This window comes from Niallia sp. Marseille-Q9988 (genome assembly GCF_976954375.1).
Genome location: NZ_CDRJSZ010000005.1, coordinates 338975 through 362326 on the forward strand (window position 1 = coordinate 338975; position 23352 = coordinate 362326).

The 23352-nt window shown below is 36.7% G+C and carries 21 protein-coding genes; 20 read left to right on the plus strand and 1 reads right to left on the minus strand.

The window, feature by feature from the left end; genetic code table 11:
- Positions 1-3: 3 nt before the first annotated feature.
- From ACWNMZ_RS11480 to spoVM, 15 genes are all read left to right on the plus strand, one after another.
- Positions 4-1272 carry an extracellular solute-binding protein gene (locus ACWNMZ_RS11480; protein ID WP_251627335.1) on the plus strand — a complete coding sequence of 423 codons (1269 nt, stop codon included), beginning with the start codon at positions 4-6 and terminating at the stop codon, positions 1270-1272.
- Between the two features lie 385 nt (positions 1273-1657).
- Positions 1658-2581 carry a carbohydrate ABC transporter permease gene (locus ACWNMZ_RS11485; protein WP_311295591.1) on the plus strand — a complete coding sequence of 308 codons (924 nt, stop codon included), beginning with the start codon at positions 1658-1660 and terminating at the stop codon, positions 2579-2581.
- A 16-nt stretch (positions 2582-2597) separates the two neighbouring features.
- On the plus strand, positions 2598-3443 hold the full coding sequence (locus ACWNMZ_RS11490; RefSeq protein ID WP_235247712.1) for a carbohydrate ABC transporter permease: 846 nt from the start codon (positions 2598-2600) through the stop codon (positions 3441-3443).
- The gene (locus tag ACWNMZ_RS11495) at positions 3443-3880 is read left to right on the plus strand and encodes a hypothetical protein (protein ID WP_031534377.1); all 438 of its coding nucleotides are present in this window, start codon (positions 3443-3445) and stop codon (positions 3878-3880) included. Before ACWNMZ_RS11490 ends, ACWNMZ_RS11495 begins: the two co-directional genes overlap by 1 nt.
- Entirely contained in the window at positions 3880-5622 is a 1743-nt protein-coding gene (locus ACWNMZ_RS11500) for a glycoside hydrolase family 2 protein (RefSeq protein ID WP_251627333.1), read from the plus strand. Before ACWNMZ_RS11495 ends, ACWNMZ_RS11500 begins: the two co-directional genes overlap by 1 nt.
- Before the next feature lie 17 nt (positions 5623-5639).
- The gene (locus tag ACWNMZ_RS11505) at positions 5640-7451 is read left to right on the plus strand and encodes a glycoside hydrolase family 2 protein (RefSeq protein WP_251627331.1); all 1812 of its coding nucleotides are present in this window, start codon (positions 5640-5642) and stop codon (positions 7449-7451) included.
- Positions 7452-7810: 359 nt separating this feature from the next.
- Positions 7811-8299: a peptide deformylase gene (gene def, locus ACWNMZ_RS11510; protein WP_031534382.1), complete on the plus strand. Its 489-nt coding sequence runs from the start codon at positions 7811-7813 to the stop codon at positions 8297-8299.
- Positions 8292-9251: a methionyl-tRNA formyltransferase gene (fmt, locus tag ACWNMZ_RS11515; protein WP_251627329.1), complete on the plus strand. Its 960-nt coding sequence runs from the start codon at positions 8292-8294 to the stop codon at positions 9249-9251. Before def ends, fmt begins: the two co-directional genes overlap by 8 nt.
- On the plus strand, positions 9238-10590 hold the full coding sequence (gene rsmB, locus ACWNMZ_RS11520; protein ID WP_031534386.1) for a 16S rRNA (cytosine(967)-C(5))-methyltransferase RsmB: 1353 nt from the start codon (positions 9238-9240) through the stop codon (positions 10588-10590). Before fmt ends, rsmB begins: the two co-directional genes overlap by 14 nt.
- Positions 10587-11684 (plus strand): 23S rRNA (adenine(2503)-C(2))-methyltransferase RlmN, encoded by a 1098-nt coding sequence (gene rlmN, locus ACWNMZ_RS11525; protein WP_251627327.1) that lies wholly within the window; start codon positions 10587-10589, stop codon positions 11682-11684. Before rsmB ends, rlmN begins: the two co-directional genes overlap by 4 nt.
- 6 nt (positions 11685-11690) lie before the next feature.
- Positions 11691-12449, plus strand: a complete 759-nt coding sequence (locus ACWNMZ_RS11530) for a Stp1/IreP family PP2C-type Ser/Thr phosphatase (RefSeq protein ID WP_109766205.1) — start codon at positions 11691-11693, stop codon at positions 12447-12449.
- The gene (gene pknB / locus ACWNMZ_RS11535; RefSeq protein ID WP_251627325.1) at positions 12446-14452 is read left to right on the plus strand and encodes a Stk1 family PASTA domain-containing Ser/Thr kinase; all 2007 of its coding nucleotides are present in this window, start codon (positions 12446-12448) and stop codon (positions 14450-14452) included. The genes ACWNMZ_RS11530 and pknB overlap by 4 nt, the downstream gene beginning before the upstream one ends.
- 106 nt (positions 14453-14558) lie before the next feature.
- Positions 14559-15440, plus strand: coding sequence for a ribosome small subunit-dependent GTPase A (gene rsgA, locus ACWNMZ_RS11540; RefSeq protein ID WP_251627324.1), 882 nt, complete (start codon positions 14559-14561; stop codon positions 15438-15440).
- 169 nt (positions 15441-15609) lie between these two features.
- Positions 15610-16254, plus strand: coding sequence for a thiamine diphosphokinase (locus ACWNMZ_RS11545; RefSeq protein WP_031534396.1), 645 nt, complete (start codon positions 15610-15612; stop codon positions 16252-16254).
- An 89-nt stretch (positions 16255-16343) separates the two neighbouring features.
- Complete coding sequence (gene spoVM, locus ACWNMZ_RS11550; RefSeq protein ID WP_016201070.1) at positions 16344-16424, plus strand: stage V sporulation protein SpoVM; 81 nt, start codon at positions 16344-16346, stop codon at positions 16422-16424.
- A 163-nt stretch (positions 16425-16587) separates the two neighbouring features.
- On the opposite strand, the gene rpmB is transcribed toward spoVM, so the two are convergent.
- Complete coding sequence (gene rpmB, locus ACWNMZ_RS11555) at positions 16588-16776, minus strand: 50S ribosomal protein L28 (RefSeq protein ID WP_016201071.1); 189 nt, start codon at positions 16774-16776, stop codon at positions 16588-16590.
- Between the two features lie 372 nt (positions 16777-17148).
- On the opposite strand from rpmB, the gene ACWNMZ_RS11560 reads away from it, so the two are divergent.
- From ACWNMZ_RS11560 to recG, 5 genes are all read left to right on the plus strand, one after another.
- Positions 17149-17511: an Asp23/Gls24 family envelope stress response protein gene (locus ACWNMZ_RS11560; RefSeq protein WP_031534397.1), complete on the plus strand. Its 363-nt coding sequence runs from the start codon at positions 17149-17151 to the stop codon at positions 17509-17511.
- 16 nt (positions 17512-17527) lie between these two features.
- Positions 17528-19207 (plus strand): DAK2 domain-containing protein, encoded by a 1680-nt coding sequence (locus ACWNMZ_RS11565; RefSeq protein ID WP_031534398.1) that lies wholly within the window; start codon positions 17528-17530, stop codon positions 19205-19207.
- Between the two features lie 486 nt (positions 19208-19693).
- On the plus strand, positions 19694-20356 hold the full coding sequence (sdaAB, locus tag ACWNMZ_RS11570; RefSeq protein WP_031534400.1) for an L-serine ammonia-lyase, iron-sulfur-dependent subunit beta: 663 nt from the start codon (positions 19694-19696) through the stop codon (positions 20354-20356).
- A 16-nt stretch (positions 20357-20372) separates the two neighbouring features.
- The gene (gene sdaAA, locus ACWNMZ_RS11575; protein WP_031534402.1) at positions 20373-21260 is read left to right on the plus strand and encodes an L-serine ammonia-lyase, iron-sulfur-dependent, subunit alpha; all 888 of its coding nucleotides are present in this window, start codon (positions 20373-20375) and stop codon (positions 21258-21260) included.
- On the plus strand, positions 21257-23305 hold the full coding sequence (recG, locus tag ACWNMZ_RS11580) for an ATP-dependent DNA helicase RecG (protein WP_031534404.1): 2049 nt from the start codon (positions 21257-21259) through the stop codon (positions 23303-23305). Before sdaAA ends, recG begins: the two co-directional genes overlap by 4 nt.
- The last annotated feature ends 47 nt before the right edge of the window (positions 23306-23352 follow it).

The window sequence follows — 23352 nt, forward strand, 5'->3', positions numbered from 1 at the left end:
ATTGTGGGGGCAAAGAGTAAGCTTTGGAAGTATCTTGGGGTAATTGGGCTTTCAATTGGTATTTTAGCAGGCTGTGGAGATTCGGAAGCTAGTAGCAGTTCCAAAAACGAAATTACGTTTTGGAATCCATACACAGGGCCTGACGGGAAAAACATGCAGGCAATGGTAAATGAATATAATAAGACGAATCCTGAATACAAAATTAAAAACGTTTCATTAAAAGAAACGGACATGTATACAAAGATTCCGACAATTGTAAACTCCAAAAAGAATATTCCAGATTTAACAATCGTCCATGCAGAACGAATTAAACAGTTTAAAGATAATGGCATGTTAACTTCTTATAATGATTTGCTCGCCGATTTTCCAGAAATTAAGGCAGACAATTATGTTGCGGAGGCTTGGAAGATTGGAGAACTAGATTCAGAGCGTTATAGTATTCCATTAGATATTCATACTTTCGGACTTTATTACAATAAAGATTTAGTGGATAAGTATTTACCGACAGCATTGGATGATAATATTGTAACATTTGATGAGATTAAACAAGTTGGTGAGCAAGCGCAAAAGGATAAAATCAGAGCACTAGGGGTAACATGGCTGAAGCCTAATTTCTTGTCACTATATGCACAAAATAGCGGTGAGCTAACAGAAGACGGCATTCAACCAACTTTAGTTAACCAAGCAGCGAAAGATACTTTTAATTTGTGGAGAGATTATGTGAAGGCTGGCTATACGACAAAGGATGGAGAAGATCCTACGCAAATGTTCTTAACTGGAAAAGTTGTTTTTCTACCAGAAGGAATTTGGATGCAAAACCAAATTAAAGAGTCAAAGATAAATTGGGGATTAACAAATGCTCCACAATTATCAGATGACTTATCTAAAGCAGTGAACTGGTCTTCCTCTCACCAATTTGTCATGTTTAAAGATGATTCTCGTAGCGAAGAAAAAGCAAAAGGTGTCGTTGAGTTTCTAGATTGGGTTCGTGATAATTCAATGGAATGGGCAAAATCCGGTCAAAACCCAGCAACGCTTTCTCTATTAGAAAATGAAGAATATAAAGCAATGCCACAATCATTCTTTTTAGCAACACCAGAACAACAAGCAACATTAAAAATATTTGACTACAAATACAATGGTTATGTTTCTGAATTGCTTGATTCGAAAGCGGGCGATGTTGTATTCTCCAAAACAGAAACGGACAAAGCATTAGAGGATATGGAAAAAGAAATATCTGCAAAGGTAGAAAAAGATAATTCGAATAATTGATTTTCGAATAAAAATGAAAGTGTTTACTTTTTGAGTTGGGATTTTAGGGGTTTTTAGATAATTGAAAACATGCAGGAAAAGGAAGAATAGCCAATCTTAAGCAGACTGAATACACGAAAGGTGCTACCGGGTTAAACGAGCGAGATACGTGGAAACATGACTAGTTATGCTCGCGGTGACTAAAACCTTGCCCGCAAAAAGCGAAGTGTATTCAGCTGCAGCTAATATCAACAAAACGGCCCAATCTATCTAGAATAGTAAACAGCCTACATACAGAAATCAAAGTTGCTAGTAAGAAAATAAGTGCATTTAGACTATAAGTTTTAATTGTATAGAATCTACGAATCTTACTTTAATAAAAGCAAGAGGAAAGGAAGTAGGGTGTATGGAAACTGTTCCCACTACGAAATATGTGAATCAAATGAAAATGAAAAAAACTAGGAATACCTCCTTTGCGCCATGGATATTTTTAGCACCTCATTTGATTATTTTTGGAGTGTTTTTTCTGATTCCAATCTTTTTTGGAATTTATATCTCTTTTACAGAATGGGATTTGATTAGTTCCCCAACCTTTGTTGGATTGGATAATTATAAAGAACTATTACTTCAATCTGATTCCGTCTTTTATGAACAACTTCATAGTGGTTTGAAAAACACCTTTTTATTTGTTCTATTTACCGTCCCATTTTGTATTCTTGTACCTCTCTTTCTTGCAGCGGCATTGAATACAAAACCGACTCTGTGGAAAGTTTTTCAGTCTTTATTCTATCTACCATCATTATTCGCAATTTCTGCTGTCATTATCATTTGGGGACTTATGTTTAACGTAACGTATGGTCCAATTAATAATATATTTAATCTTGAAACAGTTTGGACTGGTACACAGCCGTTTGCATGGATTGCACTAGTAGTAGTAACGGTTTGGTGGACGATTGGTGGGAATATGATCATTTACCAAGCGGCACTGAATGGCATTCCGAAAGATTACTATGAAGCAGCAGACATTGATGGCGCTTCTTCTTTCCAGAAATTTATTAAAATCACCCTTCCAAGTATGAAAGGGCAAATTCTTTATACGGTTGTTATCACAACCATTGCCCAATTTAATGTCTATGGTCAGCCATTAATGTTAACTGGTGGTGGCCCAACAGACTCAACGAGAGTGTTATTAATGGATATTCAGCAAAATGCCTTTGGTTCAGGTCAATCGATTGCTGGAATCTCGTCTGCAATGGCTGTTATTCTTGGACTTTGCATAATGGTTGTTGCATCATTGCAATTCTTTTTCTTAAGAGAGAGAAAGAATTAATTAGAGGAGGAAGAGTATGAGTAGTAAAAGAACCAATCCACTACCGAAAATAATTGCTTTTGCCTTTTTGCTTGTCATGGCTGTGATTTGGATTATTCCTTTATTATGGGGAGTTGTAACCTCCTTTAAATCAGAAATAGAACTACAAACAGTGGGCTTTAAATTTTTACCGATTGAATGGGTACTTACAAATTACACAACATTATTAGTTGATAATACAAGTACACCATTGGTACGTTGGTTTACAAATTCAGTTGTTATTTCTGTATCACATACCATCTTAGTTTTAATTGTTGTTACATTATCTGCGTTCGCATTTAGCAGATTGGATTTTAGGGGTAAAAACGGTTTGTTTGCTTTTTTAATGGCAACGATGATGTTTCCAGGAGTAGTAAATCTTATTCCTCTTTATAAAATTATCGATGTCCTTGGATGGGTGAATTCACCGATTGCGATGATTGTTCCTGGAGCTGCTGGAGTATTTAATATCTTCCTAGTTAGACAGTTTATGAATAATATTCCCCTCGAATTTGATGAGGCTGCCCGTATGGATGGTGCAAATGATTTTCAAATTTTAGGAAAAGTAATATTGCCATTGGTAAAACCAGTACTTTTGGTTGTTGCCTTATTCTCCTTTACGGGATCATGGAACGACTTCTTATGGCCGTCCATTGTATTTAATGATATAGAAAAGATGCCAATTACACCAGGTCTACAATTATTGCAAGGAATGTATCAAGCACAACCGACTTTATTAATGGCAGGTGCATTGTTTGCGATTATTCCAACCTTTATTTTATATCTATTCGCACAAAAGTATTTCTTGGAATCTATGTCGTTATCTGCAGGGGTGAAAGGATAATGAATAGAAAGTTAGAAAGAAATTTAGTGAGAATTGTGGGTGTTTGGCAAATTGTTGATGGTCTCTTTACGATCTTGCTATATGGGACATTAAAAAAGGTAGAAGGTGCAAAGCTTGTAGAGGATTCTAAGTTCGCTTATATGAAAGCAATGGAATCGTATGTAGGAAGTATCTATATATTTATAGGGATGTTTGGTGCCTTGTTAATCGGTCTCGGGTTAATTAATTTAGTTTGTGCAAAAAAATATATGATAGATGATCAAGTCCATGTAAAGGTCGCAGTTTGGCTATTCGTATGTGGGGCACTATCTTATACGATCATGGATATTATAAGTCTAGTTTTATGTATGTCGGCGGGTATCTTAGTTTTAGCAAAAAATAAATCTATACGAAAAATAAATAGGACAAGAAATGAACAAGTTGGAGGTATAAATTAATGAATGAATGGCATCCAAATCCTCAATTCCACAGAGCGGAATGGGTTTCACTAGACGGAGAATGGAAATTTGCTTTTGATGATAAAAAAGTAGGGGAGAAGGAGAAGTGGTATGCATCTTTTCCAAAGAGCACAACCATAAATGTGCCGTTCACCTATGAAACGAAAGCAAGTGGGATTAATCAGCAAGAACATCACGAAACGGTTTGGTATGAAAGAACGATTACAATCGATGATATACAAAAGCATCCGATTGTCCATTTTGAAGGAGTAGATTATGAGGCGTTTATCTATGTAAATGGTCATCTCGTAACAATTCATCAAGGAGGTTACCATGGTTTTTCTGTAGATATAGCTAACTATGTGACAACTGGCGAGAATAAACTGACTGTTAAAGTCAAAGATTCAAAGGATTGTGCACAACCGAGAGGAAAACAACGCTGGCATGATGAAAATTTTGGCTGCTGGTATGTTCAAACAACGGGAATATGGAAACCGGTTTGGTTGGAGTATGTAAATGAAGCTCACTTAAACCATGCTAAAATTACACCATTATTTGATGAGCAAAAAGTAGCGATAGAAGTAGAAACAAAAGACATCCCGCTTACAGCAGAAGGATATAAAGTAGTAGCAACAATCCAATTTAATGGCAAAGTAATCAATGAATTAACGGCAAATATAGTTGATAATGTAGCAATACTTAAAGGAAGTGTTTTAGAAAGACTGGATCCATGGACAATGAAGGTGTGGAGTCCAGAAAATCCTAATCTATATGATTTGACTCTTAAATTGTACCAGCAAGATGTATTACTGGATGAAGTTCAATCCTATTTTGGAATGCGTAAGATCTCTATTGAAGGAAATAGAATCCTTCTGAATAATAGAGAGCTATATCAACGCTTAATTTTAGACCAAGGCTATTGGGAAGAATCGGATTTAACTCCACCAAGTGTTTCCGCTTTAGAAGAAGATATCGATAAAGTATTAGAATTGGGTTATAACGGAGTACGGAAGCACCAAAAAGTAGAGGACAGCAGATTTTTATATTTAGCGGATAAAAAAGGTCTTCTTGTCTGGTTAGAGGTTGGTTCAACGTATGGGTTTAGTGACAAAGCTGTTCGGAATTTCACCAATGAATGGTTAGAAATTGTAAAGCAAAATTACAACCATCCAAGTGTAATCACATGGGTTCCATTTAATGAATCATGGGGTATTGGTAATATCCATCATGACAGACAGCAACAAGCTTTTACAGAAAGTATCTATCATTTAACAAAAGCATATGATGGCAATCGTCCTGTAATCACAAATGACGGCTGGGAACATACTGTTTCCGATATTATCACATTGCATGACTATGAAGAATTTGGAGCGCTTCTTGCAAGTAGATATGAAGATAAAGAAAAATTAATGTCGAATTCCATCCAGTTTAATAAAGGTTTCTATGCCTTTGCAAAGAACTACCCATATAAAGGTCAGCCAATCCTTATTTCTGAATTTGGCGGAATTGCTTTTCAAACAGAGGAAGGCTGGGGATATGGGAATCAAGTGAAGGATGAAGAAGCGTTTTTTAAACGTTTTGAAGATATCCATCATGCAGTTCAGGATTTAGAATATGTATGTGGATATTGTTATACACAACTAACAGATGTCCAACAAGAAGTAAATGGCTTGCTTACAATCGATAGAAAACCAAAAGTTTCTGTTGAGAGAGTAAGACAAGTAAATACTCGAAGATTATAATCATAGGAGTGTATAAGATGACGAGACAAGAGTACCCGCGCCCTCAGTTTGTGCGTGATGAGTGGATTAACTTAAATGGAACATGGCAATTTCAGTTTGATGATGACAATATTGGAGAAAAAAAGCAGTATTTTAATAAAGAAACATTTGAAAAAGAAATACAAGTTCCGTTTGTCTACCAATCTTTATTAAGTGGGATTGGAGAAAGAGCTGTCCATGAATATGTTTGGTATAAAAAAGAAGTAGTTATTTCTAATGATTCTGCTAAGAAAACAATCTTGCATTTTGGGGCGGTAGACTATTATAGCAAGGTCTATGTGAACGGACAATTCGTGGGAGAGCATGAAGGCGGGCATACTTCGTTTTCATTTGATATTTCCAATTATTTAGCAGAAGAAAATCAAATTATTACTGTTAAGGTCTATGATCCTTTAAAAGATGAAACGATTCCGCGGGGCAAACAATTCTGGGAAGAGGAGCCCCGGGCAATTTGGTATACGAATTCGACAGGAATTTGGCAAACGGTTTGGGTAGAACAAGTAAATAATGAACATATTGAAAAAGTTCGATTTACATCTGATCTTGATAGCGGCGTCGTATGGATGGATTTTGCTTTAAATGAAGAAACAGATATTTCGAAAGCTACTTATTATATAAACTACAAAATGATGTTTAAGAATACTTTGATTGCAGAAGATCGCATTAAAATGAACAATATTACCGAAAAACGGGCAGTAGACATTATCCAAAATAAAATTTTTCGTACCAATTTTCATGATGATGGCTACACATGGTCACCAGAGCATCCAAATTTATTTGATGTTTCTCTTGAACTTTGTGATGAAAGTGGAACAGTTTTAGATCGGGTGGAATCCTATTTTGGCTATCGTAAAGTTCATACTGAAAAGGGCATGGTCTATTTAAATAATAAACCCTATTATCAAAAACTGGTTCTTGATCAAGGGTATTGGCCAGAGGGACTTTTAACAGCTCCAAAAGCAGAAGACTTTAAAAAAGATATCGAGTTCGCTAAAGAAATGGGGTTTAATGGCTGTAGAAAGCATCAAAAAACAGAAGATCCTCTTTTCTTGCATTATGCAGATACATTAGGTTTTCTAGTATGGGGAGAATGCGCATCAGCACCTATTTATACAAAAACAGCTGCAACAAGATTAATGAAGGAATGGATGGAAATTGTGGAGAGAGATTATAATCATCCGTCTATTATCACATGGGTGCCACTTAATGAAAGCTGGGGTATTCCAGATATTCATTCTGATAAAACACAGCAGCACTTTTCAACAACTATGTATCATATGCTCCATGCCATTGATGGCACACGCCTTGTAATCTCCAATGATGGCTGGGAAGCAACCGATACAGACATTTGTGCGATTCATAATTACGCCCATGGTAATGCAGAGGAGAAGGAGAAATATCAATATTTCAAGGAGTCTATTTCAACGGTTGAAAATTTACTTACCCATGCTCATAGTAAATGGGATGTGTATGCAGCAAATCACGCTCATAAAGGAGAACCAATCTTGTTAACAGAATTCGGAGGAATTGCTTTTAAAATGGGTGATCAAAGCGGCTGGGGCTATACTTCCGTAGAGAACGCAGAGGATTATATAACAGAATACCGCAAGATTATGGAAGCAATTTTCCAATCAAAAGGACTATGGGGCTATTGCTATACACAACTTACAGATGTCGAACAAGAAATTAACGGTATTCTAACATATGAGCGCGTTCCAAAATGCGATTTAGCGAAAATTAAAGAGCTTAATAATCTGTTTTTCCCAGAAAGATTGGCGATAAAGGGGTAAATGTTTTACTAGCAATTATAATGGACGTAGCGGGGAACCGCTCCTTTCTTTTTGCATGGTAATATGTTAAAATGTTCAAGGCTCATGACAGCGAAAATGATGGATGGTTAAAGTTATCCTGAGTTTTTCTGACATGGGTTTTTATTTTGTTAGCCCAAAATAGGAAGGAACTTATTAATTTCCAAAAGGAATACATAGCTATTTAGTAGCAGGGTTTGATAAAATACAAAAAGGAATGAATTTTTGCATAGGCTGTTTGTAAGAACTTTATTTAGATAAAAGGAACAATAAATTTGATAATAGTCTGAGGTTAAAAATTATTTAAACTGAAATTGCGCTCAATGTTTGGAGGAAATAATGTGGCAGTAAAACAAATTGTAATGTTCCCAGATCCGGTGTTAGAAACACCATGTGAGGAAGTTACAGTATTTGATAAGAAATTAGCAAAGCTACTAAACGATATGTATGATACAATGATTGAATTTGATGGTGTCGGCCTTGCTGCACCGCAAATCGGGATATCAAAACGCATTGCCGTAGTAGATATTGATGATGAAATGGGTACACTGGAATTAATTAATCCTATTTTATTAGAAGTAGACGGCTCTCAAGTCGGACCAGAAGGCTGCTTAAGCTTTCCCGGATTATTCGGGGATGTTGATCGTCCGTTTTCAATTAAAGTAGAGGCTCAAAATAGAAAAGGAAAAAAATATATAATAGAAGCAGAAGAATATTTAGCACGGGCGATTTTGCATGAAATGGATCACTTAGATGGAGTATTATTTACTTCTAAAGTAATTCGCTATCTAGAGGAAGATGAGCTAGAAGGAGTGGAAGCAAATGACTAAAGTAGTATTTATGGGAACTCCAGACTTCTCTGTTCCTGTATTACAAAGATTATTAGAAGAAAAGTATGATGTGATTGCTGTTGTTACCCAGCCTGATCGTCCTGTTGGCAGAAAAAAAGTGCTAACACCGCCACCAGTAAAGATAGAAGCGCTAAAGCATAATATCCCTGTATATCAACCAGAAAAAATTCGTCAATCAGAAGAGTTAAAGACAATTATTTCCCTAAATCCAGATATAATCGTGACTGCTGCGTTTGGACAAATTTTGCCAAAAGAGCTATTAGATGCACCAAAATACGGTTGTGTAAATGTTCATGCATCCTTGCTTCCTGAATTAAGAGGAGGAGCACCAATTCACTATAGTATTTTACAAGGAAAAGAAAAAACCGGTATTACCATTATGTATATGGCAGAGAAGTTAGATGCTGGTGACATTATCTCCGTTGCAGAAGTGAAAATTGAAGAAGAAGATACAGTAGGGACACTTCATGATAAATTAAGTGTTGTTGGAAGTGATTTATTAGCTGAAACTTTGCCTAAACTGTTAGCAGGAGAAATTACTCCTATTCCTCAAAAGGACGAGGAGGCAACGTTTGCACCGAATTTGAAACGTTCAGATGAGAAAATCGATTGGTCGACTTCTGGAGAAGAAGTTTATAATAAAATTCGTGGATTAAATCCATGGCCAGTAGCCTTTACCCTATATCAAGGGAAAGTGATGAAAGTATGGGCAGGAAAGAAAGTAGCGAAAACGGAAGAAGCGGCTCCTGGAACAATTGTAGAAATCACAGATCAAGGTCCAGTTATAGCAACGGGCAATGACACCTATATTCAATTAACAGAAGTGCAACCAGCAGGGAAGAAGAAAATGGATATTGGTCAATTTTTACGCGGCGCTGGCAGCAAGATGCAAGTAAATGAAGTATTAGGAGTAACAAATGAAGAAAACTAGAAAAAATGTTCGGGAAGCAGCGTTGGATATTTTGGAGAGTATTCAAAAAAATCAAGCGTACAGTAATCTATTATTAAATACAACGATTAAAAAAAATGAGATTCCCTCAAAGGATATTGGTTTGCTAACGGAAATCGTATATGGGACACTTCAACGAAAAATGACGCTTGAATTTTATCTTCATCCTTTTATTAATAAAGGAAAGAAAATGGAAGCTTGGGTGCATATTCTTTTACAGATGACACTGTATCAAATAATATATTTGGATCGCATTCCAGATCATGCTGCAATCAATGAAGCGGTAGAAATTGCGAAAAAAAGGGGTCATAAAGGAATTAGCGGCCTAGTAAATGCTGTTTTACGGAATATCCTTAGACAGGGCTTGCCAGCTTTTAGCGGAATTCAAGATGAAATAGAGCGACTTGCTATTGAAACAAGTCATCCCCGCTGGCTTGTAAAAAGATGGGTGGAGCAGCTAGGGCTAGAAGAAGCGAAGAAGATGTGTGAAATTAATTTAACAGCACCAATGCAAACAGCTAGGGTAAATACTACAAAAATCTCTGTCTCAGAATGCATATCCCTTTTAACAGAAGAAGGATTCCAAGTTGAAGCTAGTGGGGTAATTCCAGAAGGGATTAAGGTATTAAAAGGAAATGTAGCCCATTCAACTGCTTTTGAAAAAGGAATGTTAACAATTCAAGATGAAAGCTCTATGATTGTTGCTTATGCACTAGATGTAGACAAGCCGTATTCTGTATTGGATGCTTGCGCCGCTCCTGGTGGTAAATCGACACATATTGCGGAGAAGATGAATAAGGAAGGAAAAGTTCTTTCCATTGATCTTCATGAGCATAAAGTAAAGCTTATTAAGCAAAATGCAGAACGTTTGGATTTATCAACGATTGAAACAAAGGCAATGGATTCAAGAAAGCTAGATAGCAGCCTTGAGAAAGAAAGCTTTGACCGTATTCTTCTTGATGCACCATGTTCAGGTTTTGGCGTAATGAGAAGAAAACCGGATATGAAGTATACAAAAACAGAAGCAGATGTTGATCGTTTGCAAAAAATTCAATTGGATTTATTAGCTTCTGTCTCTTCCCTCTTAAAAAAAGGTGGATTATTAGTATATAGTACATGTACGATTGATAAAGCAGAGAATGAAGAAGTGGTAGAAAAATTTTTGGCGGACAATTCCCATTTTGAAAGAGATTTAACTTTAGGGGAACGATTACCGGCCGACATTAAACAATATACAGATGGAAACGAATTACAGATTTTACCGCAGTATTTTGGCTCCGATGGCTTTTATATTGCAGCATTAAGAAAGAAGGTGCAATGATGGAACAAGTAAAAACATCATCAAGAAGAAGACAAAAGGCAGAACCAACTATTCCCTCGATTTACTCAATGGAATTACAAGCATTAAAGGATTGGCTAACAGAACATAATGAAAAGGCATTTCGTGCTGACCAAATTTTTGAATGGCTATATAAAAAGAGAGTAACCTCTTTTGAAGATATGTCTAACTTATCAAAAAATCTACGGCTAATGCTGCAAGAAAATTTTACGATTACAACATTAAACACGCTTATTCAGCAAACATCTAATGATGGAACCATTAAGTTTTTATTTGAATTACATGATGGGTATTCCATCGAAACCGTTTTAATGCGCCATGAATATGGCAATTCTGTATGTGTAACAACACAAGTAGGCTGCAGAATCGGATGTACATTCTGTGCTTCTACATTAGGTGGATTAAAAAGAAATTTAGAAGCAGGAGAAATCGTTGCTCAAGTCGTAAAAGTACAACAGGCATTAGATGAATTAGGTGAGCGTGTAAGTTCAGTTGTTATTATGGGAATTGGCGAACCATTTGATAACTTTGCTAGTATGTTAAGTTTCCTAAAAATTATTAATCATGAACAAGCGTTAAATATTGGGGCAAGACATATCACTGTTTCAACTAGTGGTATTATCCCGAAAATTTATGAATTTGCAGCCCAAAATATGCAAATAAACTTTGCTGTTTCTCTACATGCTCCAAATACAGAGCTAAGAAGCAGACTAATGCCGATCAACCGCGCTTATAAACTACCTGATTTAATTGAAGCAATTCGTTATTATGTGGATAAAACAGGAAGACGAGTAAGCTTTGAGTATGGTCTGTTTGGCAATGTAAATGATCAAGTGGAGCATGCAGAAGAGCTAGCTGAGCTTGTAAAAGGAATAAAGTGCCATGTTAACTTAATTCCTGTAAACTATGTACCAGAAAGAGATTATGTAAGAACACCGAAAGATCAAATCTTTTTATTTGAAAAAACGTTAAAGAAACATGGTGTAAATGTAACAATTCGCCGTGAGCAAGGTTCAGATATCGATGCTGCATGTGGACAGCTTCGTGCGAAGGAGAGAAAAGAAGAGACGAGGTGATCACCTTTGAGTCAAATTTTTATGACTGATAAGGGGAAAGTTAGACAACATAATGAGGATAGTGGAGCAATTATTAGAAATAAAAGCGGTCAACGCCTTGCCATCGTAGCAGATGGCATGGGCGGACACCGTGCAGGTGATGTTGCAAGCTCTCTCACTGTTGAAAAATTGACAGAGCTTTGGGCAATGGTAGAAGAAATTCAAACTGCAGATGAAGCAGAAAACTGGTTGAAATCCAATATATTAAAGGTCAATCAATATGTTTTCGACTATGCTTCGACCCATCCAGAATGTGAAGGCATGGGAACAACCATTATTGGTGTCATCAGTACAGAGAATTTTTCGACGATTGCACATGTGGGGGACAGCAGATGCTATCTATATAATGAAGATGGCTTTAAGCAAATAACAGAAGATCATTCCTTAGTAAATGAATTAGTTCGTATGGGCCAAATTTCCAAAGAGGATGCTGAACATCATCCGCGAAAAAATGTCGTATTACGAGCACTAGGAACAGATGCCCAGTTAGATATTGATGTGATGACGATTATATTTGAAGAAGGGGACATTATTTTTATTTGTTCCGATGGATTATCAAATAAAGTAACAGATCAACAAATGAAAGAAGTCCTTGAAAAAGAGTATTCGCTTGAAGAAAAAGCTTCTACTTTAATTGAAACAGCTAATATAAATGGTGGGGAAGATAATATCACTGTCATTATATTAGAGCATCAGGATGATCATCAAGCAGGTGACAAGCAATGATGATTGGGAAAAGAATAAGTGGTCGCTATAAGGTATTAGATATGATTGGCGGAGGTGGAATGGCAAACGTCTATCTTGCGCATGATATGATTCTTGATCGAGATGTAGCAGTCAAAATGCTAAGACTTGATTATGTCAATGATGAAGAATTCATTAAACGATTTCACCGGGAAGCACAATCAGCAACAAGCTTAGCTCATCCAAATATCGTTAGTATTTATGATGTTGGGGAAGAAGGAGACATCTATTATATTGTAATGGAGTATGTGGAAGGCGATACATTAAAACAATATATACATAAAAATTCACCGCTTTCTGTAAAGACAGTTATCGCAATTATGCAACAAATTACATCGGCAATCGCACATGCCCATCAGAACCATATTATTCATCGGGATATTAAACCTCATAATATTTTAATAGATAAAGATGAGAATGTAAAAGTAACCGATTTTGGAATTGCCATGGCATTAAGTGCAACAAGTATTACCCAAACAAATTCTGTGCTAGGTTCTGTTCATTATTTATCACCAGAGCAGGCGCGTGGCGGGATGGCGAATAAAAAGTCTGATATCTATTCCCTTGGGATTGTGATGTTTGAATTATTAACAGGAAGACTTCCTTTTTCAGGAGAATCTGCGGTTTCGATTGCCTTAAAGCATTTGCAGTCTGAAACACCTAGTGTTAGAAGATGGAATGAAGGAATTCCACAAAGTGTAGAAAATATCGTGCTAAAAGCTACCGCGAAGGATCCTTTTTATCGATATAATAGTACAGAAGAAATGTCTGATGATTTGCGCACTGCACTTGATCTGGAAAGAATGGATGAACCTAAGTTTGCGATTCCAATTGATGATGAAGCAACAAAAGCAATCCCTGTCATTACCAATGATGGTTTGTATAAAAATTTTGATGAAACGATTGTTCATAAATATGATAAAGAAGAACCTGGGAAGCAGCAAGTAGAAGAAAAGCCGAAGAAGCTAGAAAAGAAAGGGAAAAAAGCCAAGAAAAAAGACAAGAAAAAAGGTAAGAAAATAGCTGCAATTATTGTTTCGACATTTATTGTATTAGTATTACTAATGGGTTTAGTGATATTTGTCTTGCCAGACTTGCTTGAACCAGAAGATATTGAAGTTCCAGATGTAACTAATCTAGAAGTAGATGAAGCAAAGACAGAGCTCGAACAAAAAGGGTTTGTCGTGTCTGACACCATCACCTTAAATAGTGAGGATATCGAAAAAGGACATGTCATTAAAACAAGTCCAAGTGCTGGTAGTGCCCGGAGAGAAGGGACAGAAATTACCGTTTACGAAAGCTTAGGAAAAGAGACAGTGGTCTTAAGTGATTATGTCGGTAGAAATTATGAAGATGTTGTTAAACTATTAGAAGGGTTTAAAGATGTCGATAGTGTAGAAGAATTTGATGAGAACGAACCATCAGGAACAATCTTAGCTCAAAGTATTGAACCAAATGAGGAAGTAGTTCCAGGGGAGACATCCATCGAGTTTACTATCAGTAAAGGTGCAGAGCTAATTAGCATAAAAGATTTAACAGATTATACGAAAAAAGAAGTAAATGATTACGTTGACGATGTTGGATTAAAGGTAACGTTTACTGAAGAATATAGTGATTCAGTAGAAAAAGGATTGGTCATTTCACAATCACCAGAGCCTAGAACGAACTTGAAAAAAGGGGCGGAAATTTCCGTTGTCTTGTCTAAAGGAAAGAAAGAAGTACAGCCGAAAGAAGTAATGAAAGAAATTTCGATCCCTTATGAACCAACTGAAATGACACCTGATGGAAAGCCAGTTGAACAAACAGTAAGAATTTATATAGGTGATTTTAATAATAGCATGACAGAACCTGCTGAAACGTTTACGATCACTGAAAATACGAAAAAAACAATCTATCTTCAGATTCCAGAAGGGCAAAAAGGGTACTATCGTGTGCAAATTGATAGTGTTGTTATCCTTGATGAAGAAGTTCCCTACCCAGACTAATGGATAAGTTGAGCTTGGTTTGAAATGTTGGTAAAAGGGAATGCTTCTTTTTAGACATATATAAAAATGGTTTAAGAGGCTAAAAGTAGTAAGGAGCGTTATATGTATGCCTAAAGGCAAAATCATTAAAGCATTAAGTGGATTTTATTATGTATTAAGTGAAGGGCAATTAATACAATGCCGAGGAAGAGGAGTTTTCCGAAAAAATAAGGTGACCCCTTTAGTAGGGGACGAAGTAGTTTTTCAGGCGGAGAACGAGACAGATGGTTATATATTAGAAGTGAAAGATAGAAAAAATGAACTGGTAAGACCGCCAATTGCAAATGTAGATCAGGCGATTCTTGTATTCTCAAGCGTAGAGCCTGAGTTTAGCACAGTATTATTAGATCGTTTTCTTGTGCTAATCGAATACAACAGAATTGATCCGCTAATCTGTGTAACGAAAATGGATTTAGCAAGCAGCGATGAAGTAGCAAAAATGAAGGAATTTGCAGCACAATACGAAGCTGTTGGATATCCTGTCATTTTAACCTCTTCTGAAACCGAAGCAGGGATAGAACAGCTATTGCCCTATTTAAAAGATAAAATATCCGTGTTTGCCGGACAATCAGGTGTAGGAAAGTCTTCCTTATTAAATGTAATTAGACCAGATTTAGACTTAAAGACAAATGAAATCTCTTCAAGTTTAGGTAGAGGAAAGCATACAACAAGACATGTAGAGCTTATTTCCATTGGTGATGGACTTATCGCAGATACACCAGGCTTTAGCTCACTTGAATTTCTTGAAATAGAAGCAGAAGACTTAAATTATTGTTTTCCTGAAATAGAAAAAGTAAGCGAAGACTGTAAATTTAGAGGCTGCCTCCATCTTTCAGAACCTAAATGCGCTGTCAAAGAAGCTGTGGAAAACAACGAAATTCCAGCATATCGTTATGAGCATTATAAAGATTTCCTTCAAGAAATTAAAGATAGAAAACCTAGATACTAGGGTAACTGGACTTTCTATGTCCATGATAAAGCAGATTCTTTCTATAGCTATTTGTAGGAATTGTTTGATTGGCAGTTTGGCCATACAAGCAAAGTAAACAAAGGGTTATATAAAAGAGTCTGCATTTTTGTATAGAAATAGATAGAAAGAAAAATAAAGGAGGAGAACAATGATTGTCCATATTATGGCCGGTGGTCCTAAGCAGTATATTCCTGATTTAGAAAAATTCCCGAAAGATGTTTGTTGGATTGGAGTCGATAGAGGCGTTATGTATTTGATGGAAAAATCTATCCCCATATATGCCGCTTTCGGTGATTTTGATTCTATTTCACAAGAAGAGTTACACAAGATGGAAGAAAAAACAGGGATTATTAAACGCTTCAAACCAGAAAAAGATGAAACAGATATGGAGCTTGCACTTCTATGGGCGATTAAAGAAGGAGCAACTGTTATTAGACTATTCGGTTCAACGGGTGGGAGACTTGATCATACAATAGCTAATCTCCAGCTATTACTTAGAGGTGCTATCGACAATCAAAATATAAAAGTGGAGATAATCGATAAACAAAATAGTGTAGCGGTTGTCCAAGCGGGCGCCTATACTATTGACAGAATGAGTGAGTATAAGTATATTTCATTTTTCCCTTATAGCACAAAGATTGTAGGTCTAACTTTAGAAGGTTTTAAATACCCTTTAGTAAGGAGAAACCTTCCTGCTAGCAGCACATTATGTATAAGTAATGAACTAATTCGAGAAACTGGTACTTTTTCCTTTGATGAAGGCATATTAATGGTAATAAGAAGTTGTGATTAAAATTTGACTAATCATGGTACCAATTTGTTTTATCTGAATAGGATATGTAAGTGCTAGGGATGTTTATTGATTAAGGAGGGACAGTATTCATGAGATTTTATACCATTAAATTGCCGAAATTTTTAGGGGGACTTGTCCGAGCAATGTTAGGAACCTTTAAGAAGGACTAACAAAAAATTCTGCGGATTTTTTTGTAAAGACAACCTTTCGTGAATAGGGCGGAGAATATCGAAAACTTACTGTACTTATATGGTTTAGCTTTTAGAGTTGGTTAGAGTTAGAAAGACAAAATAAAAAAGGACATGTGACATGTCCTTTTTTATTGCGATCTGATTAAACGCGTTCTACTTTACCAGATCTTAATGCTCTAGCAGATACCCAAACACGTTTAGGCTTACCGTCTACTAAAATACGAACCTTTTGAAGGTTAGCTCCCCAAGTACGTTTGTTAGCGTTCATAGCATGGGAACGAGCATTACCTGTAGTTGTTTTTCTTCCAGTGATAACACATTTACGTGGCATGTATATTTCCCTCCTTATTACAGAAACTCATTAAAATGAGTTTGAAAAGTCATAGATAGCAATTTACTTATAGTCTGCTAAATAATCCTCGTTACAGATACCTTAATAATTTATCATACAACTTAAATGAATGCAATAGTTGGATTAAAAGCTTTCAAGAAAATTTCCTTGACATCAAAACTAAGTTGTTTATTCCAAGTCTTTATGGGAATAGTAAAATTAGTAACTTTTTTCTGAATTTATGCCAATGCTTTAATAGAAGTATTGTTTTGTTATATAATATTAATAAGCTTTTTAACTATAGCTTTCAAAAAAGTAGTGGTTATAGTAAAATGTCAGTAGTCAAGGAGCAATTCCAAAGGGGGAAAACTCATGTCCATTGAACTAAAAACGAATTTCGGACAGATTGATATATCTACAGAAGTGATCGCTACAATCGCAGGTGGGGCAGCAATAGACTGCTATGGTATTGTTGGAATGGCGTCAAAGAGTCAAATTAAAGACGGTCTAACAGATATTTTGCGAAAAGAAAACTTTACACGTGGTGTAATCGTTCGAAAAGTGGAAGAAGAAGTACATATTGATATGTATATCATTGTAAGTTACGGAACGAAAATCTCCGAGGTTGCGCACAATGTTCAATCAAAAGTAAAATACACACTCAATAAGACAGTTGGACTTGCCGTTGACTCGGTTAATATTTACGTTCAGGGAGTTCGTGTGACGAACCCGTAGTAGAGGAGGAAACACAGTGTCAATTACAGTTTTAGAAGGAAAGCGTTTTGCCGAAATGGTAATCCAAGGTGCAAACCATTTATCCTCTAATGCTAAATATGTAGATGCGTTAAATGTTTTTCCAGTGCCAGATGGAGATACAGGGACGAATATGAATTTATCGATGACTTCTGGTGCGAAGGAAGTTCAAAAGAATATTCAATCACATATCGGTAAAGTTGGAACCTCATTATCAAGAGGTTTATTAATGGGAGCTAGAGGAAATTCAGGGGTTATTCTTTCTCAATTATTTCGTGGATTTTCCAAACATATTGAGCAAAAGGAATCGATAACTGGTCAAGAATTTGCAGATGCTTTACAATTTGGTGTGGAAACAGCATATAAGGCAGTAATGAAGCCTGTAGAAGGAACCATTCTAACAGTTGCGAAAGATGCTGCGAAGAAAGCGGTTCAATCTGCAGAAACGAATGATGATATTATTGCTATCGTCGAAGATACAGTGAAAGAAGCAAAAGCATCTTTAAATAGAACACCTGACCTATTACCTGTTTTAAAAGAAGTAGGTGTAGTAGACAGTGGTGGGCAAGGATTAGTATTTGTCTATGAAGGCTTCTTAGCTGAGTTAAAAGGTGAAAAACTTCCTGATGCTGTACAAAATGTTGTTTCAATGAACGAATTGGTAAATGCAGAGCATCATAAAAATGTTCACAGCTATATCAATACAGAGGATATTGAATTTGGCTATTGTACGGAATTTATGGTTCGTTTAGAACAGGAAAAACTAGGAAACAAACCTTTTTCAGAAGAAGATTTTAGACAAGCATTAAGCAAATATGGAGATTCTTTATTAGTTATCGCAGATGATGAGATTGTTAAAATTCACATACATTCTAATCAGCCTGGTGAAGTATTAACATTTGGTCAAAAATACGGTAACTTAGTAAAAATGAAAATTGAAAACATGCGCGAACAGCATAGTAGTTTAGTGGATGGGTCTGAAGGAGTAGAAGAACCAACAGCACCTTCTGCAGAAGAACAAAAAGAGTATGGAATTGTAACAGTTTCAATGGGAAGCGGAATCGCAGATCTTTTCAGAAGCATTGGCGCTCACTATGTAATTGAGGGCGGCCAAACGATGAATCCAAGTACGGAAGATATTGTCAATGCTGTAAACCATATAAATGCGAAAAAGGTCTTTATTTTACCAAATAATAAAAATATTATTATGGCAGCAGAACAAGCAGCGGAAGTATTGGAACAAGATGTTGTGGTCATTTCTTCTAAAACCGTCCCTCAAGGAATGTCAGCATTGCTTGCTTTCAATCCTTCTAGCGATTTAGAAACAAATGAGAAGAATATGAAAGCGGCGCTTGAGCATGTGAAGACAGGTCAAATTACGTATGCGGTAAGAGATACAAGCATTGACGGTCTGGAAATCGAAACAGGCGACTTTATGGGATTAGCAGAAGGAAAAATCGTTGTGAAAAGCAAGGATAAAACAGAATCTGCAATGGAACTCTTAAAGTCCATGATTGATGACGAATCAGAAATTGTAACGGTAATTAAGGGAGAAGAAGCGACGCAAGAAGAGGTTGAAACGCTTGTATCCTTTATCGAAGAAAATTATGAAGATGTGGAAGTAGAAGTTCATGACGGAAAACAGCCACTATATTCCTTCATCTTTTCAATCGAATAATCATTAGCTAAAAAAGGGTGTGCCTTAGGAGAGGTATGCCCTTTTTTGTTTATTTTTGGAGGTAGAATGGTCGGGATGGATTGGTAATTTTGTTTGAAGAAGAGCGCTTGAGAAGGTATCTGTTACTTTGAAGGGGAGTAGTTGAACGAAAAGGTAACAGAGAATCGGTCTCAGAGCTCAAGCAGTGCAGAAAAAGCACCTTAAGATAACAGAGAGGCGGTCTCTAAGCCCGAGCAAGGAAGAAAAAGCCTCTTAAAGTAACAGAGAAATTCCTCCCTATAATCCCCAAAGCAAACAAATCCCAGCTATATTAACTTTTCATATCAATCAATATATATAAAGCCTTTACCGTCCCATTCATCAAAATAAAGAGAACGATAAGAATTAGAACCATATATTAATATAGTATGATATTATATAGTGTAATGAATTGAAACAGCATATTACTGAAAATGATTTTAGGGCATTTAAGGGGAGATAAAATCCATGAAATATAAAAGTGTTTTTGATATCATTGGTCCGGTCATGATTGGTCCGTCCAGTTCTCATACAGCTGGCGCAGCAAGGATTGGAAGAGTGGCGCGAAATCTTTTTGAAAGAGAACCGAAATGGGTAAATATTCATTTATACGGTTCATTTGCTGAAACGTATAAAGGGCATGGTACAGATGTAGCTATCATTGGCGGAATTCTTGATTTTGATACATTTGATGAACGCATTAAAGAATCATTAGAAATTGCAGAACAGCATGGAATACAGGTAGCATTTCATATAGAAGAAGCCATCCCAGAGCATCCGAATACAGCTAAAATTCACCTAGGAGACGAACATGGAGAAATGGAGCTAGTTGGCATTTCGATTGGCGGTGGAAAAATTGAAATTACGGAGCTTAATGGTTTTCAGTTAAAGCTTTCTGGGCATCATCCTGCGATATTGGTTGTCCATAATGATCGCTTCGGAGCAATTGCAAAGGTTGCAAATGTATTGGCTAAATATGAAATAAATATTGGTCATATGGAGGTTAGCCGTAAAGAAAAAGGGAAATTGGCTTTGATGACAATTGAAGTCGACCAAAATATAGAAGAATCGATATTAAGAGAACTTGAACAATTGGATTCGATTGAAAAAGTCACAACGATTGTGGAATAAAGAGGGAGGGGTAAATATGTTTCGTAACGTAGCAGAATTGGTAGAGATAGCAACAACTAGAAATTTACCGATTTCCGAAATGATGATAGAACAAGAAATGAAAGTAACTGGAAAAACAAGAGAAGAAATTGTATCCCAGATGGAAACAAATCTTCAGGTTATGGAGCAAGCGGTCGAAAGAGGATTAAATGGAGTGGTTTCTCATTCAGGATTAACTGGTGGAGATGCTGTGTTGCTCCAAAACTATATTAAAAAAGGCCAATTTCTGTCTGGAGAAATTATTTTAGACGCAGTAAGTAAAGCTGTTGCAACAAATGAAGTAAATGCTGCCATGGGAATGATTTGTGCAACTCCAACAGCTGGTTCTGCAGGTGTTGTGCCTGGGACATTATTTGCCGTGCAAAATAAGCTGAATCCAACAAGAGAGCAGATGATTTCATTTCTTTTTACTTCTGGAGCTTTTGGATTTGTAGTAGCAAATAACGCATCCATTTCTGGTGCAGCAGGCGGATGTCAGGCAGAAGTTGGTTCTGCTGCTGGAATGGCTGCTGCCGCAATTGTAGAAATGGCGGGGGGAACCCCAGAACAATCAGCACATGCGATGGCTATTACGTTAAAGAATATGCTTGGTTTAGTTTGTGATCCAGTGGCTGGTTTAGTGGAAGTTCCTTGTGTAAAGCGAAATGCAATGGGTGCCGCGAATGCAATGATTGCAGCGGATATGGCGCTTGCAGGTATTAAAAGCCGCATTCCTTGTGATGAAGTAATTGATAGTATGTACCGAATTGGTCAGGCAATGCCGACAGCACTGAAAGAAACAGCACGGGGAGGGTTGGCAGCAACACCAACTGGTCGCAGACTGGAAGCTGAAATCTTTGGTAGCACAGCTGCCGCTAACAAGTGAATGAGTCTTTACAGCAATCCGTTGAACAGATAAAGGGCGTCGGACCTGGAACAAAAAAACAATTAGAAGAAATGAATATTCATACAATTAATGATTTGCTAGAATATTTTCCTTATCGCTATGAGGATTATCGTCTGAAAAACCTCGAAGAAATCAAGCATGAAGAAAAAGTGACGGTGGAAGGGAAGGTTCATAGTGAACCGTCCCTTATTTTTTATGGAAGAAAGAAATCGAGATTAACGATAAAACTATTGGTAGAACATTATTTAATTACGGTCGTATTCTTTAATCAACCCTATTTGAAAAGCAAATTAGCTGTCCAAGAATTGATTACCGTAACAGGAAAATGGGATCAGCATCGCCAAACAATAACGGCAAATCATTTGCAAATTGGCAGTAACCAAAAAGGGCATTTATTTGAACCAGTTTATGCGGTTAAGGGGAATATGACCGTCAAAAATTTACGGAAATATATTTCGTCTGCCTTAAGTCAATATGCCCATCTAATCGAAGAAAACTTTCCCGCTTCGATGCTAACAAAATATCGGCTTCTTCCAAGGAAGGAAGCATTGCAAATTATCCATTTTCCTGAAAAAAGGGAAGACCTAACCCAAGCAAGAAGAAGGTTTGTATACGAGGAATTTCTCTTATTCCAATTAAAAATGAGTGCATTAAGAAAATACGAAAGAGAGCATTCAGGCGGAAAAAGTCAGCGTTATTCTCTTGAGAAACTAACAACGTTTATAGAAGCTCTTCCTTTCCCGTTAACAAATGCTCAAAAAAGAGTCGTAAACGAAATTTTAACAGATATGAAAGCAGAGGTGCGAATGAACCGCCTCTTGCAAGGAGATGTAGGATCGGGAAAAACAATTGTTGCTGCCATCGTTTTATATGCATCTATTCTTTCTGGTCATCAGGGTGCATTAATGGCGCCGACGGAAATTCTTGCAGAGCAGCATGCAGATTCTCTTCATCAAATCTTTTCTGCTTTCGGGGTAACATGCGGATTGTTAACAAGCTCTGTTAAAGGAAAAAAGAGAAAAGAGTTGCTTTCCCAATTAAAAGAGGGAAAGATCGATATTTTAATAGGTACACATGCACTAATTCAAGATGATGTTGAATTTCAATCATTAGGGTTAGTTATCACAGATGAGCAGCACCGTTTTGGCGTGGAGCAAAGAAGAATACTCCGAGAAAAGGGCGAAAATCCAGACGTTCTGTTTATGACAGCAACCCCCATTCCAAGAACTCTTGCCATTACTGTATTTGGAGAAATGGATGTCAGTATTATTGATGAAATGCCTGCAGGGCGCAAAAATATTGAAACATATTGGGTAAAGCATGATATGTTAACAAGAATTTTGCAGTTTATGGAGAAAGAGCTTCAGCAAGGAAGACAAGCCTATGTAATTTGTCCATTAATCGAGGAATCGGAGAAACTAGATGTCCAGAATGCCATAGATGTTCATGCAATGCTATCCACATTTTTCCACGGAAGATATAAGGTTGGATTGATGCACGGAAAGCTCCATGCAGATGAAAAGGATCAAATGATGAAACAGTTTAGTCAAAATGATATTCAAGTTCTTGTAAGTACAACGGTTGTTGAGGTTGGTGTTAACGTTCCAAATGCGACGTTTATGCTCGTGTATGATGCAGAACGGTTCGGATTATCGCAATTGCATCAGCTTAGAGGGAGAGTTGGACGAGGAGATGCACAGTCCTATTGTGTCCTAATTGCAGATCCGAAAACAGATGTTGGAAAAGAACGAATGAAAATCATGACCGAAACAGGCGACGGTTTCGTGTTAAGTGAGAAGGACTTAGAATTAAGAGGACCAGGCGATTTCTTTGGGAAAAAACAAAGCGGACTGCCAGAATTTAAAATGGGAGATATGGTGCACGATTATCGCATCCTAGAAACAGCTAGAAATGACGCAACCATCTTAATTGAATCTGTTGCATTTTGGCAAAATGACGACTATAAAGCACTAAGAGATACTTTGAAAGAAACAGGTGTCTTAAACGGCGGAAAATTAGATTAGCAGAACAATATTTCCCAGTAAATAACTAGCAATTTGATGGGATAGTC

Coding starts and splice junctions, on each gene's coding strand:
- rsgA (WP_251627324.1), top strand. CDS start 14,559: ATGCCTAAAGGCAAAATCATTAAAGCATTAAGTGGATTTTATTATGTA.
- sdaAA (WP_031534402.1), top strand. CDS start 20,373: ATGTTTCGTAACGTAGCAGAATTGGTAGAGATAGCAACAACTAGAAAT.
- ACWNMZ_RS11560 (WP_031534397.1), top strand. CDS start 17,149: ATGTCCATTGAACTAAAAACGAATTTCGGACAGATTGATATATCTACA.
- rpmB (WP_016201071.1), bottom strand. CDS start 16,776: ATGCCACGTAAATGTGTTATCACTGGAAGAAAAACAACTACAGGTAAT.
- sdaAB (WP_031534400.1), top strand. CDS start 19,694: ATGAAATATAAAAGTGTTTTTGATATCATTGGTCCGGTCATGATTGGT.
- fmt (WP_251627329.1), top strand. CDS start 8,292: ATGACTAAAGTAGTATTTATGGGAACTCCAGACTTCTCTGTTCCTGTA.
- ACWNMZ_RS11500 (WP_251627333.1), top strand. CDS start 3,880: ATGAATGAATGGCATCCAAATCCTCAATTCCACAGAGCGGAATGGGTT.
- spoVM (WP_016201070.1), top strand. CDS start 16,344: ATGAGATTTTATACCATTAAATTGCCGAAATTTTTAGGGGGACTTGTC.
- rsmB (WP_031534386.1), top strand. CDS start 9,238: ATGAAGAAAACTAGAAAAAATGTTCGGGAAGCAGCGTTGGATATTTTG.
- ACWNMZ_RS11495 (WP_031534377.1), top strand. CDS start 3,443: ATGAATAGAAAGTTAGAAAGAAATTTAGTGAGAATTGTGGGTGTTTGG.
- pknB (WP_251627325.1), top strand. CDS start 12,446: ATGATGATTGGGAAAAGAATAAGTGGTCGCTATAAGGTATTAGATATG.
- rlmN (WP_251627327.1), top strand. CDS start 10,587: ATGATGGAACAAGTAAAAACATCATCAAGAAGAAGACAAAAGGCAGAA.
- ACWNMZ_RS11485 (WP_311295591.1), top strand. CDS start 1,658: ATGGAAACTGTTCCCACTACGAAATATGTGAATCAAATGAAAATGAAA.
- ACWNMZ_RS11490 (WP_235247712.1), top strand. CDS start 2,598: ATGAGTAGTAAAAGAACCAATCCACTACCGAAAATAATTGCTTTTGCC.
- ACWNMZ_RS11545 (WP_031534396.1), top strand. CDS start 15,610: ATGATTGTCCATATTATGGCCGGTGGTCCTAAGCAGTATATTCCTGAT.
- ACWNMZ_RS11505 (WP_251627331.1), top strand. CDS start 5,640: ATGACGAGACAAGAGTACCCGCGCCCTCAGTTTGTGCGTGATGAGTGG.